Source organism: Rhizobium sp. LjRoot254 (genome assembly GCF_964254105.1).
GTDB lineage: Bacteria > Pseudomonadota > Alphaproteobacteria > Rhizobiales > Rhizobiaceae > Rhizobium_E.
Genome location: NZ_CAXUSM020000001.1, coordinates 5,293,540 through 5,309,632, shown reverse-complemented (window position 1 = coordinate 5,309,632; position 16,093 = coordinate 5,293,540). Strand labels below are relative to the sequence as shown.

Genomic DNA, 16,093 nt, shown 5'->3' with positions numbered 1-16,093 from the left:
GAGCGAGAAATTCGTCGGCTGCGACGCAATTCGTGGAGCCCCTCCGGTTCAATCCACCGGATCGGCGAATTTGAGCAGACGCGGGATCCTGCAGTCGATTATATTGCCGTGGCGCTTGATGGCACCGGCTTCCTCGAGTTCCAGGATCGCCCGGTTGATCCGCGGCCGCGACGCGCCGAGGATGGCGCCGAACTCGACCTGGCTCAGCACGAGTTCCAGACGCGCTTCTTCCGGCAGGTCGTCGCCATGGACCTGGCGCAGCGCCGCGAGAAGAAAGCGCGCAACGCGGGCGTCGAGATTATAGAGCGCGATCGTCTCGAGTTGCTGGTTCGTCTCGCGCAACCGCTGGCAGAGGAAACTCACGACGGCGTCGGCGGCTTCGGGATTGCGCATCATGAAGGCCCGGAATTCCTGCTTGCCCAGCACATATCCCTCGCTAGCGATCAGCGACACGGCATCGGCCGATCGCGGCTCTCCATCGAGCACCGACATCTCGCCGACAAGCGAACCGGGCTCGAAATGGCGCAGCGACAGTTCCTTGCCCTGCATGGTGAACAGCGAGACCTTGATCCGGCCCTTGGTGAGCAGGATCATGTAATTGCCTTCATCGCCGCGCTGGAAGATGACGGCGCCCGCGCGCCAGCGGCGAAACTGCGCCAGTTCGGCGGCCTCGGCGATCAGTTCCTTGGGGAGATCCTCGAAGATCGGGAACGACCGCCAGAATGCCAGGCTCTTGTTGATTTCCGACATGGTCCCCCACCGAATTGTCCCGCTCGTGACTTACACTACGGCATTCCGGTCGCTGGCAACAAGCCGATACCGAGTCAGGTTTGCCGATCAGCGATTCCCAAGGTGTAGCAAATGTAACAGCGCGAGGGGCGAAATGATGCAAAGAATGAACCCGCAGACACAAACACCACGCTCAACTGGAGCAAAACAACCGGACCTCCAGCCGGCATGACGTTCCAGACCAGACGCAAGACCCTCGGGATCCCCAATCCCGGGGGTCTTGTGATTCAGGCGGCAGGAATTTAGAGCCTCCTGCATTGAAATGGAAGCGGCTCTAGAACTCGTAGCCGAACAGTTCGATCACCAGCCGATCGCGCGTGGCGACCAGTTCGCGGAGCTCGTCGGTATAATAATCGCGATAGGTCGAGAGCGTGCGGTTCGATGTGTTCTTCGGTGTCGGCGCGTTCTTCTTGAGGATTTTTTCCGCATTCGGCTTCATGCCGAACCTCTCGCGATTCTCCAGTACGAAATTGGAGAAATCCTCGGTCAGCGTCTCCGACTTGAACACTTTGTCATAGAGCGCCCAGCGCTTCTGGTGCTTGATCGCCTGGTCCATGTTGCGGATGTTCCACCAGCCCATGGCGAGCACCGGATGCGGCGTGGTGACCCGCATGAAGCGGTAGGAATAGAAGCCGAGGAATTTGTTAAGCGACGTCTTGGAATAGGGATGGCCGACCATCACCTCGTTGAGGAATTTCGGGTCGCTAAGCGCCCTGAGCCAGGTGGCGAAGCTTTCCTTGGGGTTCTCGTTGTCGAACAGCTTCTTGGCCTTCTCGGGGCCGAGCACCTTGCGGACATCGCGGAAGAACAGGACATTGGGCTGCTTGATCGAATAGGCCCACATCGAGACATACCAGTCCCACGGATTGCGGACGGTGGCGAAGGCGTACTTGCCCTGCTTCCAGAAGAACGGACGGCCCTTGGTGACCGGCGCATGCCGCGTGACGCGGACCGGCTTGTCCGCCATCAGCTTTCTCAGGAGTGCCGCGACATAGGTGCTGCCCGTCTTGTAGACGTCCAGATAGATGAACTTCTCGTATTCGATCATGGGCGGATAGTCCGTATCGCGAAGGGCTGCTTGCTGTCGGGCGGCTCTTTATGCCGGAAAGGGCGGATGGTCAATTTGGGGCGGGCAAGGGCTCAGAATGTGTAGCCGAACAAATCGATGAAGAAGCGATCGCGCTTGGCAACGAGATCGCGCAGTTCATCGGTGTAGTAATCGCGATAGGTCTCGAGCGTGCGCTTGGAGACGTTCTTGTGCTTGTCGGCCTGCTTGTTGATGATATCGACGGCGCGATCGGTAAAGCCGAGCTGCTCGCCGTTCTTCGCTGCAAAGTCGGCGAATTCCTGGTCGAGCGTCTCGGATTTCATCAGCACATCATACATGGCCCATTTGCGCTGCGCGGCCACGGCGCCGTCCAGCGAATTGATGAAGGGCTTGCGCAGGAAGATTTCCGGATAGGGCATCGTCACCCGCATGAAGCGGTAGGTGTAGAAGCCCATGAAACCCATAAGACCTGACGTCGGCAGGCGATGGCCCTTCAGCGCCTGGGCGAGAAACGCCGGGTCGTGCATGGACTTCAGCCACTTCGGGAAGGCGACTTTCGGATTGTCCATCTCATAGAGTTCGTTGAGTTTTTCCTGCCCGAAGCCCTGCTTGATATGCTCATAGAGCGGGTTCTCGACCGTGTGCCCATAGGCCCACATCGAGACGTACCAGTCCCACGGATTGCGGACCGTGGCAAACACCAGCTTGCCACCCTTCCACGTAAACGGCCGGCCCTTGGTGAGCGGCGCATGGCGCTTCACCCGCACCGGCTTTTCGGTCGAGATCTTCTTGAGCAGGAAATTGATATGCGTGCTGCCGGTCTTGTAGACGTCGAGGTAAATGAAGTTCTTGTACTCTATCATCTGAGTTCCGCTTGGGTGGTGCCGGCGCAAATTCTTTGCCGGCTGGCCTAGCACCGCTTGAGCCCGGGCGCAATTCACCGGCCCTTGCAAAGGCCGCCGGCCGCGCTATGTCCATGGGACAGCAACCGGAAAACCACATGGCGAAGTCGAGCAAGCCGGCCAATCCCTATTACCAGGGACCGAAATCGGACCATTTCAACGGCGCCCGATTCTTCAATCCTGGCGGGGTTGGCCCCGGCACGCTCAGCGATCTCATCAAATGGAAATGGGGCGGCGAGAAGCCGGCGCTCTGGCCGAAGAGCTTTCCGAGCGCTTTTGCCGGCAACAGGCCGGTCGAGAGGATAGAGGGCGCGGGGCTGCGGGTGACGATGATCGGCCATGCGAGCCTGCTGATCCAGACGGCGGGGCTCAATATCCTGACAGATCCGGTGTTCTCGGAGCGCACCAGCCCGTTCTCGTTTATCGGGCCGAGGCGGCACAATCCGCCGGGCGTGGCCTTTATCGACCTGCCGCCCATCGACTTGATCCTGGTCACCCACAATCACTACGACCATCTCGACCTCGCCTCGCTCAGGATGCTGCAGGCACGATTCAGGGCGCCCGTCATCACGCCGCTGGGCAACGACGCGATCATCCGCCCCGCGGTGCTGGATGCCGATATCACGGTGACGGACTGGGGCGACCGGACGGAATTCCGCGATGGCGTGATCATCCATACCGAGCCCTGCCATCACTGGTCGGCGCGGGGTTCAAGCGACCGCCGCATGGCGCTGTGGGCCGCCTTCGTGATCGAGACGCCTGACAGCAAGATCTATCATATCGGCGACACCGGCTTTCACGACGGCATCAACTATCGCGCGGCGGCGGAGAAACATGGCGGCTTCCGGCTCGGCATATTGCCTGTTGGAGCCTATGAGCCGCGCTGGTTCATGAAGGGCCAGCATCAGAACCCGGAAGAGGCGGTGGAGGGGATGCGGCTCGCCAATGTCGGGTTTGCCGTGGGGCACCATTGGGGGACGTTTCAGCTGACGAATGAGGCGGTGGAGGAGCCGGTAAAGGCGTTGGCCGAGGCGCTTGGGAATACAGGGATTGAGGCGGAGCGGTTCCGGGCGTTGCGGCCGGGGGAAGCGGTGGATGTTCCGGGGAACTAGTGTTCGAGGAGTTGGGGCGCTCGGAATGTACGGTCGGGAAAGACCGCGCCCCAATCTATCCAGATCTGAATGCCATTCTTTTGACGTCGATATTATCAATACAAGCGAGTCTTGAAACTGTTGCGCAACCCTTTACTCGTATCACGTTTGCATGAAGCACAGCCTCCAGCATCAAATCAGGCTTGGCGCGTTCGCCGCGCTCGCCATGGGGTTATCTGCATGCTCGCCAGAGCGGCCACCCCCCTATACCGATGCCGAAATCGAGTTTCTTGCGACCGACGCCCACGTCATCGTCGGTGGCGTTGCCTTGACCGCTCCTTACGTCGCGTTGAGCGATTTCGTGGGTCAGAAGCAGACATTTTCCTTCGACAAGCAGGGAGATCGCAAACGCGCGAAGGAACGCCTGGAAGAATTTCGCAAACTTGCAGACCATGCAGAAACGGCGCCGGTTCTCGACAAGCTGGAAATCGGGATCGGCACCTACGGGTGGGATGACTTTCGACCCGGCAAGATCGGGCTCTGTGCACGTTTAAGCCGGCAGTGGTCCAAGTCGCTATGTGACGACCCCTGGGCGCCTTTGGAGCGGGCTTTGCCTGGCTCATTTTATCTTGTGGATGCCGGAAGGTTCGATGCATTTAAAAGCCATTTCACCGTGAACTTCGAGCGCAAATCCGACCAACTTGGTCAGATGCACTTGGAAAGGGGTAAGCCTTCTCTTGTCTGCGACAAGAAGCCTTCATCGACTACAACGTTCTGCACTGCGGCGCTTTTGCTCGATGAACATCTGGTTGCCGTTTGGACAGCTTTCGGAACCGCTCGCGAAACCAGCAAGCAACGGAGCGACCGCGAAGGTAGGGCAATCGCGGAATTCGTCTCCAAGGCATTGCGAGATAGGGAGAATTTTTCGTCTCTTTTTGCAGCGGCCTGCTCACTCAGGGATCCTCTCAAGAGCACCGGACTGCGCGGCGACCCTTGCGCAAAAACGTCGGGCCGCTGACGCCCAGCAGTCTTTGGCGGACTATCCTGCACTTGCCCGCCCCGATCTTAATTGAGGGCGGGTTCCTATAAACGGGACTGGCAATTTCACCGCATTTGGCCCATATACAGCGGAAATCTCAAAGGACTGATCACCGCATGACGATGGATGCGCAATTCGCGAAGATGAACGGGCTTGGCAACAAGATCCTGGTCGTCGACATGCGCGGCCGTCGCGACAAGGTCACGCCCGATGCGGCCATCGCGCTCGCATCCAACCCCGAGACCCATTTCGACCAGATCATGGCGGTCTACGATCCCAAGGCTGAGGGCACCGATGCCTGGATCGACATCCTCAATTCCGATGGCAGCTTCGCGCAGGCCTGCGGCAATGGCACGCGCTGCGTGGTGCAGGCGCTTGCCGCCGAGACCGGGCGCCGCGCCTTCACCTTCCAGACCGTTGCCGGCATTCTCAATGCCGAGGAGCATGACGACGGTTCGATCTCGGTCGACATGGGCAAGCCCGAATTTGCCTGGAACAAGATTCCGCTCGCCGAGGAATTCGCCGATACCCGCCGCATCGAATTGCAGATCGGACCGATCGACAATCCGATCCTGCATTCGCCCTCGGCAATGTCGATGGGCAACCCGCATGCGATCTTCTGGGTCGACAAGGATGTCTGGGACTACGATCTCGATCGCATCGGCCCGCTGCTCGAAAACCATCCGATCTTTCCTGAGCGCGCCAATATCTCGGTCGCCCGCATTCGTTCGGAAAGCGAACTCGACCTCAGGACCTGGGAACGCGGCGCCGGGCTGACGTTGGCCTGCGGTTCGGCTGCCTGTGCCGCCGCGGTGTCTGCAGCCCGCACGCGCCGCACCGGCAGGCAGGTCAAGGTCAACATGCCGAGCGGTGGCCCGCTGTTCATCGACTGGTGCGAGGACGATCACGTCGTCATGACCGGCCCGGCCGAATGGGAATGGTCGGGACAACTCGATCCCGCGACGGGCGCCTATGTCAGGGAACGCCAAGAGGCGCGAGCGCAGTGAGCGGCGTCGACGTCATCACCTTCGGCTGCCGGCTCAACACCTACGAATCCGAAATCATCAAGGCGGAGGCCGGCCGGGCCGGGCTGAACAATGCGCTGGTCTTCAACACCTGTGCCGTCACCGCAGAAGCCGTGCGCCAGGCGCGGCAGGCGATCCGCCGCGCCCGCCGGGAAAATCCCGAAAGCCGCATCATCGTCACCGGCTGCGCCGCCCAGACCGAAGGTGCCGCCTTCGCCGAAATGCCCGAGGTCGATGCGGTGCTCGGCAACGAGGAGAAGCTGAAGGCGGCGAGCTATCGCAGCCTGCCGGATTTCGGCATTGCCGCCAGCGAAAAGCTCCGCGTCAACGACATCATGAGCGTGACGGCGACCGCGCCGCAGATGGTGAAGCTGATCGACGGGCACGTGCGCGCCTTCATACAGGTACAGAACGGCTGCGACCATCGCTGCACCTTCTGCATCATTCCCTATGGCCGCGGCAATTCGCGCTCGGTGCCGATGGGCGCGGTGGTGGACCAGGCACGCATGCTGGTCGAAAATGGCTATTCCGAGATCGTGCTGACCGGCGTCGATGCCACGAGTTACGGCGTCGACCTGCCGGGCACGCCGTCGCTCGGCCAGCTTGCCAAGTCGATCCTCAAGCATGTGCCGGAGATTAGCCGGCTAAGATTGTCCTCGATCGACAGTGTCGAGGCGGACGACCATCTCTGGGATCTTATCGCCGACGAGCCGCGTTTCATGCCGCATCTGCATCTGTCGCTGCAGCACGGCGACAACATGATCCTCAAGCGGATGAAGCGGCGGCATAGCCGTGAAGACGCGATCGAGTTTGTGGAGCGAGCCCGATCGCTGCGGCCGGAGATGAGTTTCGGCGCCGACATCATCGCCGGGTTCCCGACCGAGACCGACGAGATGTTCGAGAATTCGCTGCGTCTGGCCGAGGAATGCGACATCGCCAGGCTGCATGTGTTTCCCTTCTCGCCGCGCCAGGGCACGCCCGCTGCACGAATGCCGCAACTCGATCGCGGGTTGGTGAAGGCACGGGCGGCGCGGCTGCGCGAGGCCGGCGAAAAGCTGCATCTTGCGCATCTCGCTGGGATGGTGGGGACGGTGCAGCGCATGCTGGTCGAGAATACCGGCATGGCGCATACCGAGAATTTCACTGTTGTCGATGGGCTGGGGTTGGCGCCACGCACGCTGGCGAATGTGAGGATCGCGGGGCATAACGGCAAGCATCTGATTGCCGAGGAGCTGCGGCACGCAGCCGCCTGAGAACCAAATAATGGAATGAATGCATGGCATTAGGCTTCATCAAGAAAATCTTCTCCTTCGGCAGGGATGAAAAACCCGCTCCTGAAGCCGTGGAGCAGGTTCGGCCTATCGAGCCCGTCATTGCGCCGGAAGAAGTGCCAGTCCATTCCACCACGGTGCCCGAACTCACCGATGAACTGACCCGCATCGCCTCCGAGACCAGCCATGTGCTGCGGCCGGAAGAGCCGGAACTCGCGCCGCTTCCCGTGGAGGAGGAAAGCGACGAGATCGAAGCGGAACTCGAGGCCCAGGCCGCGTCGATCGCCGAGTTTCAGGAAGCGGTTGAGGAAGTCCCGGTTACGGAGCCCGTAGCGGAAGAATTTGCTGCTGAACCTCTTGTCGAAGCCGAGCCGGAGATTGCCGCCGAACCCGAGACGCCGACAGAAGCGGCTTTCGCTGCAGAACCGGTCCTTGAAGTTGCCGAACCGGAAATCCAGGAACCTGTCGAAGAGATTGCGCCGGAACCAGAACCAACACCAGAGCCAGAGCCGGCACCGATCGAGGAACACCGCACTCCACCGATCCTGCCACAGGGTTTCGCATCCGCCGCCGACCGCGTGGAATCCGTTCCGGTCGAACCCGAGAAGCGGCTGACCTGGATCGAGCGCCTGCGCCAGGGGTTGTCGCGCACCTCGGCGCAGCTGACGTCACAGATCACCTCGCTGTTCACCAAGCGCAAGCTGGATGACGACACGCTGCAGGAACTCGAGGACCTGTTGATCCAGGCCGATCTCGGCGTCGAGACGGCGCTCAGGATCACCGATACGCTGGCCTCCGAGCGCTATGGCAAGGACGTGAGTGGCGAGGACGTCTCGAAGATCATGGCGGCGGAGATCACCAAGGTTCTGGCGCCGGTCGCCAAGCCCCTGGAACTCGATCTCAATCACAAGCCGCATGTCATCCTCGTCGTCGGCGTCAATGGCACCGGCAAGACCACGACGATCGGCAAGCTTGCGGCAAAACTTTCGCGCGGCGGGCTGAAGGTCATGCTGGCGGCAGGCGATACGTTCCGCGCCGCGGCGATCGAGCAGTTGCACATCTGGGCCGATCGCACCGGCGCCGACATCGTCTCGACCAAGCTCGGTGCCGATGCCGCAGGGCTAGCCTATGAGGCCTATGAAAAAGCCAAGCAATCCGGCCATGACGTGCTGATCATCGACACCGCCGGACGACTGCACAACAAGACCGAACTGATGGCGGAACTCGAAAAGATCGTCCGCGTGCTCGGCCGGCTCGACCCGGATGCGCCGCATACCGTGCTTCAGACGCTCGATGCGACCACCGGCCAGAATGCACTCAACCAGGTCGAGATTTTCCGCAATGTCGCCGGCGTCTCGGGGCTGATCATGACCAAGCTCGACGGCACGGCGCGCGGCGGCATCCTCGTCGCGATCTCCGCCAAGCACAAACTGCCGATCTGCTTCATCGGCGTCGGCGAGGGCGTCGATGATCTCGAGCCGTTCAACGCCAAGGATTTCGCCGAGGCGATCGCCGGAATCCAGAACAAATAATCCTTCCCATTCGTCCCTGTTGGGACTAATCGGAAACCGTGAACCCTATGGAAGACAAGATGGCTGAAGAAAGCGAAACCCGGCTGCCGGAAGCCCATAAGGAAAATGCCGGCCTGAAGCTGGTGCTGGAGCTCGGGCCGCTGCTGGTGTTCTTCCTCGGCAATTCCTATGGCGAGCGCCTTGCCAAATGGTTCCCCGCACTCGCGGAACTTGGCGGACCGCTGTTCATCGCCACCGGACTTTTCATGGCGGCGACCATCATCTCGCTGGTGGCGTCCAAGATCATTGTCGGCAAGCTGCCATTGATGCCTCTGGTGTCAGGCGTCGTGGTGCTCGCCTTTGGCGGGTTGTCGATCTGGCTGCAGAACGAGATGTTCATCAAGATGAAGCCCACGATCATCAACACGCTGTTCGGCGGGGTGCTGCTCGGCGGGCTGTTGTTCGGCCGTTCGCTGCTCGGCTATGTCTTCAATTCGGCCTTCCAGCTCGACCAGGAAGGCTGGAACAAGCTTACCCTGAGATGGGGCCTGTTCTTCATCTTCCTCGCGATTCTCAACGAAGTCGTGTGGCGGAATTTCTCCACCGATGCCTGGGTGACCTTCAAGGTGTGGGGCACGATGCCGATCACCATTCTCTTCACGCTCAGCCAGATGCCGCTGATCATGAAGCATTCCGTCGAGGTCAAGGAGTGACGGCTACCGCCGTTCCCCAGTCGGAGGACAATCGCGGCCTCTGGGCGGCGCTGCTGGTGTTTCTGGTCATACTGGCGATCCAGATCACCACCCAGCATATGATGGACCGGCTGTGGATCTGCGCCTGCGGCTACGTCAAGCTCTGGGAAGGCGGCGTCAACACATCGGGCAATTCCCAGCACCTCAGCGACTGGTATACGCCGAGCCATATCATCCACGGCTTCCTCTTCTATGGCCTGGGCTGGCTGCTGTTTCGCCACCGGCCGGTCGCGCTTCGGCTCGGATTCGCGGCGCTAATCGAGGCGGCGTGGGAGATCCTGGAAAATTCACCCATCATCATCGACCGCTACCGCACGGCGACGATCGCGCTCAACTATTACGGCGATTCGATCCTCAATTCGGCGATGGATACGACCTTCATGGCGCTCGGCTTCCTCCTCGCCTGGCGCCTGCCGGTCTGGGTAACGGTGGCCTTGGCGGTCGGCGCGGAATTCTACACCGGCTACATGATCCGCGACAATCTCACGCTGAATGTCATCATGCTGGTCTGGCCGGTGGATGCAATCAAGGCCTGGCAGGGCGGGGTTTAATCAACTCCGCGCCCTATTCAGGGCTTCCTCGATCTTCGGCAGCAGTTGGTTCTTCACGCTGTCATCGGTAAATGGCCCGACATGCTTGTAGAGGATGACGCCTTCCGGGCTGACCAGGAAGGATTCGGGGATGCCGTAGACGCCCCAGTCGATGGCCGCCGTCCCCTTGGGATCGACGCCGATGGCGCGAAAAGGGTTGCCGAGTTCGCCGAGGAAGGCGAGCGCGTTGTCGTTTTTATCCTTGTAGTTGATGCCGACGACGTTGATGCGTGGATCCTGGGATAGGCCAAGGATGATCGGGTGTTCCTGCCGGCAGGGGATGCACCAGGACGCCCAGACATTGACCAGCGTCAGCTTGCCCCTGACCGCAGCCGTATCCAGCGCCGGCACAGGCTGGCCGCCTCGGATGGCGCCTTCGAGCGGCGAGAGCGCCAGCACAGGCGCGGGTTTGCCGATTAGGGCCGAGGGAATGACGGAATTGTCCCTGCCCGACATCAACTGGAAGAGAAACACCGCGACCAATGCGCCGAAAATCGCCAGCGGCAGGAAGGCGATGAACAGGCGGCGGGATTTATTCGGCGGCGTCGGCGTGGCGTCCGTCACGTCGCGTCTCCTGAGGGTTCGGACGAGCGGCGGCGGATGCCCTGGGCTTCGAGGCGCTTGAGTTCTCGCCTCAGGCTGAGGCTTTCGATCCAGGTGTAGCTGGTGACCGCGAGCAGGACGAGGATCGCGATGCCCCAGGCGGAGTAGACATAAAAGCTATGGTCGATCGGCATCATTGACCTGCCTGGGCGCTGCGTGCCGCATGCCGCCGCATGACGGAAATCCGGCGCCGCCAGATCTCGCTGCGGATCGCCATCAGGTGCAGCGTGAAGAACAGCAGCGTAAACGCGACTGCCATTACCAGCAGCGGCCAGAGGAATTCCGGATCGATGCTCGGGCCATCGAGCCGCATGACGCTAGCCGGCTGATGCAGCGTGTTCCACCATTCGACCGAGAACTTGATAACAGGGATGTTGACGAAGCCGACTAGGATCATGATGGCGCTGACGCGGGCGGCGCGGCCCGGATCGTCCATGGCGCGGTTAAAGGCGATGAGGCCGAGATACATCAGGAACAGCACGAAGACCGAGGTCAGCCGCGCATCCCACACCCACCATGTGCCCCACATCGGCTTGCCCCAGAGCGAGCCGGTGACCAGCGCGAGGAAGGTGAAGGCGGCACCCAGGGGTGCGGCGGATTTCGCGGCGACATCGGCGAGCGGATGGCGCCAGACCAGCGTGCCGAGCGCGGCGATGGCCATGATGGTGTAACACATCATCGCGAGCCAGGCGGAGGGCACGTGGATATACATGATACGGACCGTCTCGCCCTGCTGGTAATCACCCTCGGTGGTGAAGCTGAGATAGATGCCGATGACGAACAGGATCGCGGTCAGCACCGCCAGCCACGGCAGGATGGCGCTTGCAATCGCGATGAATCGCGTCGGGTTGGCGAGCGAGGTCAGCTTGGACTGGGTTGCAGCGGTTTCGGTCATTGGCGTTTCCATAGCCTGTTTACCAGCGGCTCGCAATTGATCTGGGTCAGGCGCACCGCTCACAATCAGGTCATTCCGACGATGCGCGCAGCGCCAGGCTTGCGGCAAAAGGTCCGATCACGGCGAAGAACAGGCTGAGCGCCAAGAGAGCGAGGAATGGCGGCAGGAATGGGGCCGGGTCCTCGACAGCCGCATAGACAGCAGAGACGCCGAAGATCAGCACGGGAATGGTCAGCGGCAGGACGAGGATCGAGACGATCAATCCGCCGCGCGGCAGGGATACGGCGACCGCCGCACCCGCCGCGCCGATGAAGGTGATGGCGGGCGAGCCGGCGAGAAGGGTCAGCACCAGCGCGCCGATGGCGACCTCGTTCATGTTCATGAACAGGCTGAGCAGCGGCGCGGCGATAACCAGCGGCAGGACGCCCGCGACCCAATGCGCCAGGCATTTCACGAAGACGATGAGTGTCAGCGGCGTTTCCTGCATCATCAACAGGTCGAGCGAACCATCGTCACGCTCGGCCTGGAACAGGCGGTCGAGGCCGAGGAGCGAGGCGAGCAGCGCGCCGATCCACAAGATGGCGGGGCCGATGCGGGAGAGCAGGTTGAGATCGGGGCCGACGCCGAAGGGGATGACGGTGACGATGATCATGAAGAACAGGATGCCCGTCAGCATGCCGCCGCCGGCGCGGATGCCGAGCTTGATGTCGCGGAGGAAGAGGGCGGTCATGACAGGCCGCCTTCGTGCTTTGGGAAAGACCCCGCCCCGAAACCCCTCCCCACAAGGGGGAGGGGCCAATTCGTAGCACCCGCCTTGCCCCAAGCTCCCGTCCACGCATTTTGCATCGAAAGCAGCGCACCTTGCTCGACATCGAGTAGGGCGAGACGGCGCGGTAGGTTAAGCCCCTCCCCCCTGTGGGGAGGGGTTTGGGGCGGGGTCTTTAAAAGGCAGCGATTCATGCAAACGCCTCGTGATACTCAAACCCCTTCATCTCCAGCCCTTTCGCGCCCTCGATCCCCAATTCCTGATGCGTCGCCGCGATGATGATCCCGCCTCTCGCCAGATGCCCGCGCATTAACCCGGCAAACAATTCCTCCGACTGCACATCGACCGCCGCCGTCGGCTCGTCGAGCAGCCAGACCGGCCGCCAGGCACACAACAGCTTCGCCATCGCCATGCGTCGTTGCTGGCCGGCGGAGAGGTAGCCGAAGGGCAGATGCAGCAGTTCGGCGAGGCCCAGTTGGGTGGCGGCTTCCTCCGGTTCCACGCCACTGCCGCCGGTGAAATCGCCCATGAAGCGTTTCCAGAAGACAAGGTTCTCCTCGACCGTCATCTCGCGCTTCATCGCATTGCGATGGCCGAGATAGTGGCAGGCCTCGGCGGCACGGGGGATCATCGCGCCATCGACCGAGACAGACACGCGTCCAGTCTCGCTCGCCAGCAGCCCCGCGATGACCCGGATCAGCGTCGATTTACCCGAACCATTCCGCCCTGTGACGACCAGCGCCTCACCCGCTCGAAGCGTAAACGAGATGCCGGAAAAGATGAGGTCTTCGCCGCGCCGCGCCGCGAGATCGCTCACCGTCAATACAGTCAAATCCGCCTCCGACCCGGCTCACGCCGCAACGCAAAAAAATTATCAATTGGACCTAAGTTTGTATGGCACCTTGTTTAGAAATTATCTATATCAACAGCAACCACGCCAGCAGCCGGTGTGATTATCATCCTAGCGCCGAACTTGGAATTGCGGGGGCAATTCTACGTGCGGACAGCGGAAATGGCTGCACCCGCATCCCAACAAGCGCCTGATGGCGCCGGGCGTTCGCACGTCAGTTCAAAGCTGATCAGACGAAACGGGTTCATTTCATGTCCAAATCCCATGACAGTTTCAATTGCCGCAGCACGCTCACCGTGAACGGCAAGGAATTTGTTTATTACAGTCTCCCCAAGGCAGAAGCGAACGGCCTCGCCGGCATTTCGAAACTTCCGTTTTCGATGAAGGTGCTGCTCGAAAACCTGCTCCGCAACGAGGATGGCCGTTCGGTCACCAAGGAAGACATCGAAGCGGTCGCAGCATGGCTTACCAATCGCGGCCTCACCGAATATGAAATCGCCTATCGTCCCGCCCGCGTGCTGATGCAGGATTTCACCGGCGTTCCCGCCGTCGTCGACCTCGCCGCGATGCGCGATGCCATGGTTTCGCTCGGTGGCGACCCCGAGAAGATCAACCCGCTGGTGCCCGTCGATCTCGTCATCGACCATTCGGTCATTGTCGACGAATTCGGCACGCCGACCGCGCTTGCCCGCAACGTCGAGCTTGAATACGAGCGCAACGGCGAGCGCTACCGCTTCCTGAAATGGGGCCAGCAGGCATTCGAGAATTTCCGCGTCGTGCCCCCCGGCACCGGCATCTGTCATCAGGTCAATCTCGAATATCTCGGCCAGACCGTCTGGACGAGGGACGAGGACGGCATCACGACCGCCTATCCCGATACCTGCGTCGGCACCGATTCACACACGACCATGATCAACGGCCTCGGCGTGCTCGGCTGGGGCGTCGGCGGCATCGAGGCTGAGGCCGCCATGCTCGGCCAGCCTGTTTCCATGCTGCTGCCTGAAGTCATCGGCTTCAAGCTGACGGGTGCGGCCAAGGAAGGCGTGACCGCAACGGATGTGGTTCTCACCGTCGTGCAGATGCTGCGCAAGAAGGGCGTGGTGTCCAAATTCGTCGAATTCTTCGGTCCCGGGCTTGATTCCATGTCGCTCGCCGACCGTGCGACGATCGGCAATATGGGCCCGGAATATGGCGCGACCTGCGGCTTCTTCCCGGTCGATGGCGAAACCATCAACTACCTGACCATGTCCGGCCGCGAGACCGACCGCATAAAGCTGGTCGAGGACTATTCCAAGCTGCAGGGCATGTGGCGCGATTCGGAAGGCGCCGACATTGTCTTCACCGATACGCTGGAACTCGATCTCGGCAGCGTCGTCCCTTCGATGGCCGGTCCGAAGCGTCCGGAAGGCCGCATCCCGCTCGAAGGCATTGCCTCGGGTTTCGAAGCCGCTCTCGAAACCGATTACAAGAAGCCGGATCAGCTCAACGTCCGCTATCCGGTCGAAGGCACCGATTACGATCTCGGTCACGGCGATGTCGCGATTGCCGCCATCACGTCATGCACCAACACGTCCAACCCCTCTGTGCTGATCGCGGCCGGCCTGCTCGCCCGCAACGCGGTCGCCAAGGGCCTGACATCCAAGCCCTGGGTCAAGACTTCGCTGGCACCCGGAAGCCAGGTCGTCGCCGAATATCTCGGCCGATCGGGCCTGCAGGACGATCTCGACAAGCTCGGCTTCAACCTCGTCGGCTTCGGCTGCACCACCTGCATCGGCAATTCCGGCCCGCTGCCGGCGCCTATCTCGAAGACCATCAACGACAAGGGCCTGATCGCCGCCGGCGTGCTCTCCGGCAACCGCAATTTCGAAGGCCGCGTCTCGCCGGATGTGCAGGCGAACTACCTCGCCTCGCCGCCGCTGGTCGTGGCTTACGCTCTCGCCGGTTCGGTGCAGATCGACCTCACCGAGGAGCCGATCGGCAACGACCAGCAGGGCAACCCTGTTTTCCTCAAGGACATTTGGCCGTCCTCGAAGGAGATCCAGGAATTCATCATGAAATATGTGACGCGCGAACTCTACGCATCGAAATATGCCGATGTGTTCAAGGGCGACGTCAACTGGCAGGAGGTCAAGATCCCCGAAGGCAAGACCTATGCCTGGGACGACGAATCGACCTATGTGCAGAACCCGCCCTATTTCGTCGGCATGAAGCAGGCGGCGATCGGCGTCACCGACATCAAGGGTGCCCGCGTGCTGGGTCTCTTCGGCGACAAGATCACCACCGACCATATCTCGCCCGCGGGGTCGATCAAGGCAGCCTCGCCCGCCGGCAGCTACCTGATCAACCACGGCGTCTCGGTGGCCGACTTCAACCAATACGGCACGCGCCGTGGCAATCATGAAGTGATGATGCGCGGCACGTTCGCCAATATCCGCATCCGCAACCACATGCTCGGCCCGAACGGCAGGGAAGGCGGCTTCACGATCCACTATCCCACCAAGGAGGAGATGTCGATCTACGACGCAGCGATGATGTACAAGGAAGAAGGCGTGCCGCTGGTGATCTTCGCCGGCGTCGAATACGGCAACGGCTCGTCGCGCGACTGGGCAGCCAAGGGTACCAACCTGCTCGGCGTCCGCGCCGTCATCGCCCAGTCCTTCGAGCGCATCCACCGCTCCAACCTCGTCGGCATGGGCGTCGTGCCCTTCGTCTTCGAGGATGGCTCCGGCTGGGCCTCGCTCGGCCTCAAGGGCGACGAGATCGTCACCATCGAGGGCCTTGCCACGATCAAGCCGCGCCAGAAGACGGTCGCGCACGTCACCTATGGCGACGGCACGGTGAGGGACATCCCGATCATCTGCCGCATCGATACGCTCGACGAGATCGACTACTTCCACAATGGCGGGATTTTGCAGCAGGTGCTGAGGGATTTGGCGGCGTAAGCGGGTAGGCGAGAGACGA

At 61.4% G+C, this 16,093-nt stretch carries 16 protein-coding genes; 8 read left to right on the top strand and 8 right to left on the bottom strand.

The annotated features are described in order from the left end of the window. Positions 1–48: 48 nt before the first annotated feature. The 3 genes from ACSQ26_RS26250 to ACSQ26_RS26240 all read right to left on the bottom strand — a co-directional run bounded on the left by ACSQ26_RS26250 (position 49) and on the right by ACSQ26_RS26240 (position 2,700). Entirely contained in the window at positions 49–750 is a 702-nt protein-coding gene (locus tag ACSQ26_RS26250) for a Crp/Fnr family transcriptional regulator (protein ID WP_258158947.1), read from the bottom strand. A gap of 313 nt (positions 751–1,063) precedes the next feature. Further along, positions 1,064–1,837: a hypothetical protein gene (locus ACSQ26_RS26245; RefSeq protein ID WP_436014163.1), complete on the bottom strand. Its 774-nt coding sequence runs from the start codon at positions 1,835–1,837 to the stop codon at positions 1,064–1,066. 92 nt (positions 1,838–1,929) lie between these two features. Beyond that, the gene (locus ACSQ26_RS26240) at positions 1,930–2,700 is read right to left on the bottom strand and encodes a hypothetical protein (protein ID WP_436014161.1); all 771 of its coding nucleotides are present in this window, start codon (positions 2,698–2,700) and stop codon (positions 1,930–1,932) included. 137 nt (positions 2,701–2,837) lie between these two features. Here ACSQ26_RS26240 and ACSQ26_RS26235 point away from each other — a divergent pair, with 137 nt between their 5' ends. The 7 genes from ACSQ26_RS26235 (at position 2,838) to ACSQ26_RS26205 (ending at position 9,979) form a co-directional block, all read left to right on the top strand. After that, positions 2,838–3,851, top strand: coding sequence for an MBL fold metallo-hydrolase (locus ACSQ26_RS26235; protein ID WP_436014159.1), 1,014 nt, complete (start codon positions 2,838–2,840; stop codon positions 3,849–3,851). A gap of 151 nt (positions 3,852–4,002) precedes the next feature. Then, entirely contained in the window at positions 4,003–4,848 is an 846-nt protein-coding gene (locus ACSQ26_RS26230; protein ID WP_436014157.1) for a hypothetical protein, read from the top strand. 137 nt (positions 4,849–4,985) lie between these two features. Next, positions 4,986–5,876 (top strand): diaminopimelate epimerase, encoded by an 891-nt coding sequence (dapF, locus tag ACSQ26_RS26225; RefSeq protein ID WP_436014155.1) that lies wholly within the window; start codon positions 4,986–4,988, stop codon positions 5,874–5,876. After that, a complete protein-coding gene (mtaB, locus tag ACSQ26_RS26220; RefSeq protein WP_436014153.1) occupies positions 5,873–7,147 on the top strand; it encodes a tRNA (N(6)-L-threonylcarbamoyladenosine(37)-C(2))-methylthiotransferase MtaB in 1,275 nt (424 codons plus the stop codon). The genes dapF and mtaB overlap by 4 nt, the downstream gene beginning before the upstream one ends. 23 nt (positions 7,148–7,170) lie before the next feature. Next, a complete protein-coding gene (gene ftsY / locus ACSQ26_RS26215; RefSeq protein WP_436014151.1) occupies positions 7,171–8,697 on the top strand; it encodes a signal recognition particle-docking protein FtsY in 1,527 nt (508 codons plus the stop codon). 59 nt (positions 8,698–8,756) lie between these two features. Next, entirely contained in the window at positions 8,757–9,389 is a 633-nt protein-coding gene (locus ACSQ26_RS26210; RefSeq protein ID WP_436014149.1) for a septation protein A, read from the top strand. Further along, positions 9,386–9,979 (top strand): DUF2585 domain-containing protein, encoded by a 594-nt coding sequence (locus ACSQ26_RS26205; RefSeq protein WP_436014147.1) that lies wholly within the window; start codon positions 9,386–9,388, stop codon positions 9,977–9,979. Before ACSQ26_RS26210 ends, ACSQ26_RS26205 begins: the two co-directional genes overlap by 4 nt. Here the strand turns inward: ACSQ26_RS26205 and ACSQ26_RS26200 are convergent, their stop codons facing one another. The 5 genes from ACSQ26_RS26200 to ccmA form a co-directional block, all read right to left on the bottom strand. After that, positions 9,980–10,582, bottom strand: coding sequence for a DsbE family thiol:disulfide interchange protein (locus tag ACSQ26_RS26200; RefSeq protein ID WP_436014145.1), 603 nt, complete (start codon positions 10,580–10,582; stop codon positions 9,980–9,982). Further along, positions 10,579–10,758 carry a heme exporter protein CcmD gene (gene ccmD / locus ACSQ26_RS26195; RefSeq protein WP_436014143.1) on the bottom strand — a complete coding sequence of 60 codons (180 nt, stop codon included), beginning with the start codon at positions 10,756–10,758 and terminating at the stop codon, positions 10,579–10,581. Before ccmD ends, ACSQ26_RS26200 begins: the two co-directional genes overlap by 4 nt. Beyond that, complete coding sequence (locus tag ACSQ26_RS26190; RefSeq protein WP_436014141.1) at positions 10,755–11,516, bottom strand: heme ABC transporter permease; 762 nt, start codon at positions 11,514–11,516, stop codon at positions 10,755–10,757. Before ACSQ26_RS26190 ends, ccmD begins: the two co-directional genes overlap by 4 nt. 70 nt (positions 11,517–11,586) lie before the next feature. Next, complete coding sequence (gene ccmB / locus ACSQ26_RS26185) at positions 11,587–12,246, bottom strand: heme exporter protein CcmB (RefSeq protein ID WP_436014139.1); 660 nt, start codon at positions 12,244–12,246, stop codon at positions 11,587–11,589. 226 nt (positions 12,247–12,472) lie between these two features. Next, positions 12,473–13,114, bottom strand: coding sequence for a heme ABC exporter ATP-binding protein CcmA (ccmA, locus tag ACSQ26_RS26180; RefSeq protein WP_436014137.1), 642 nt, complete (start codon positions 13,112–13,114; stop codon positions 12,473–12,475). A gap of 269 nt (positions 13,115–13,383) precedes the next feature. On the opposite strand from ccmA, the gene acnA reads away from it, so the two are divergent. Continuing rightward, entirely contained in the window at positions 13,384–16,074 is a 2,691-nt protein-coding gene (gene acnA / locus ACSQ26_RS26175; protein WP_436014135.1) for an aconitate hydratase AcnA, read from the top strand. Positions 16,075–16,093 lie beyond the last annotated feature (19 nt).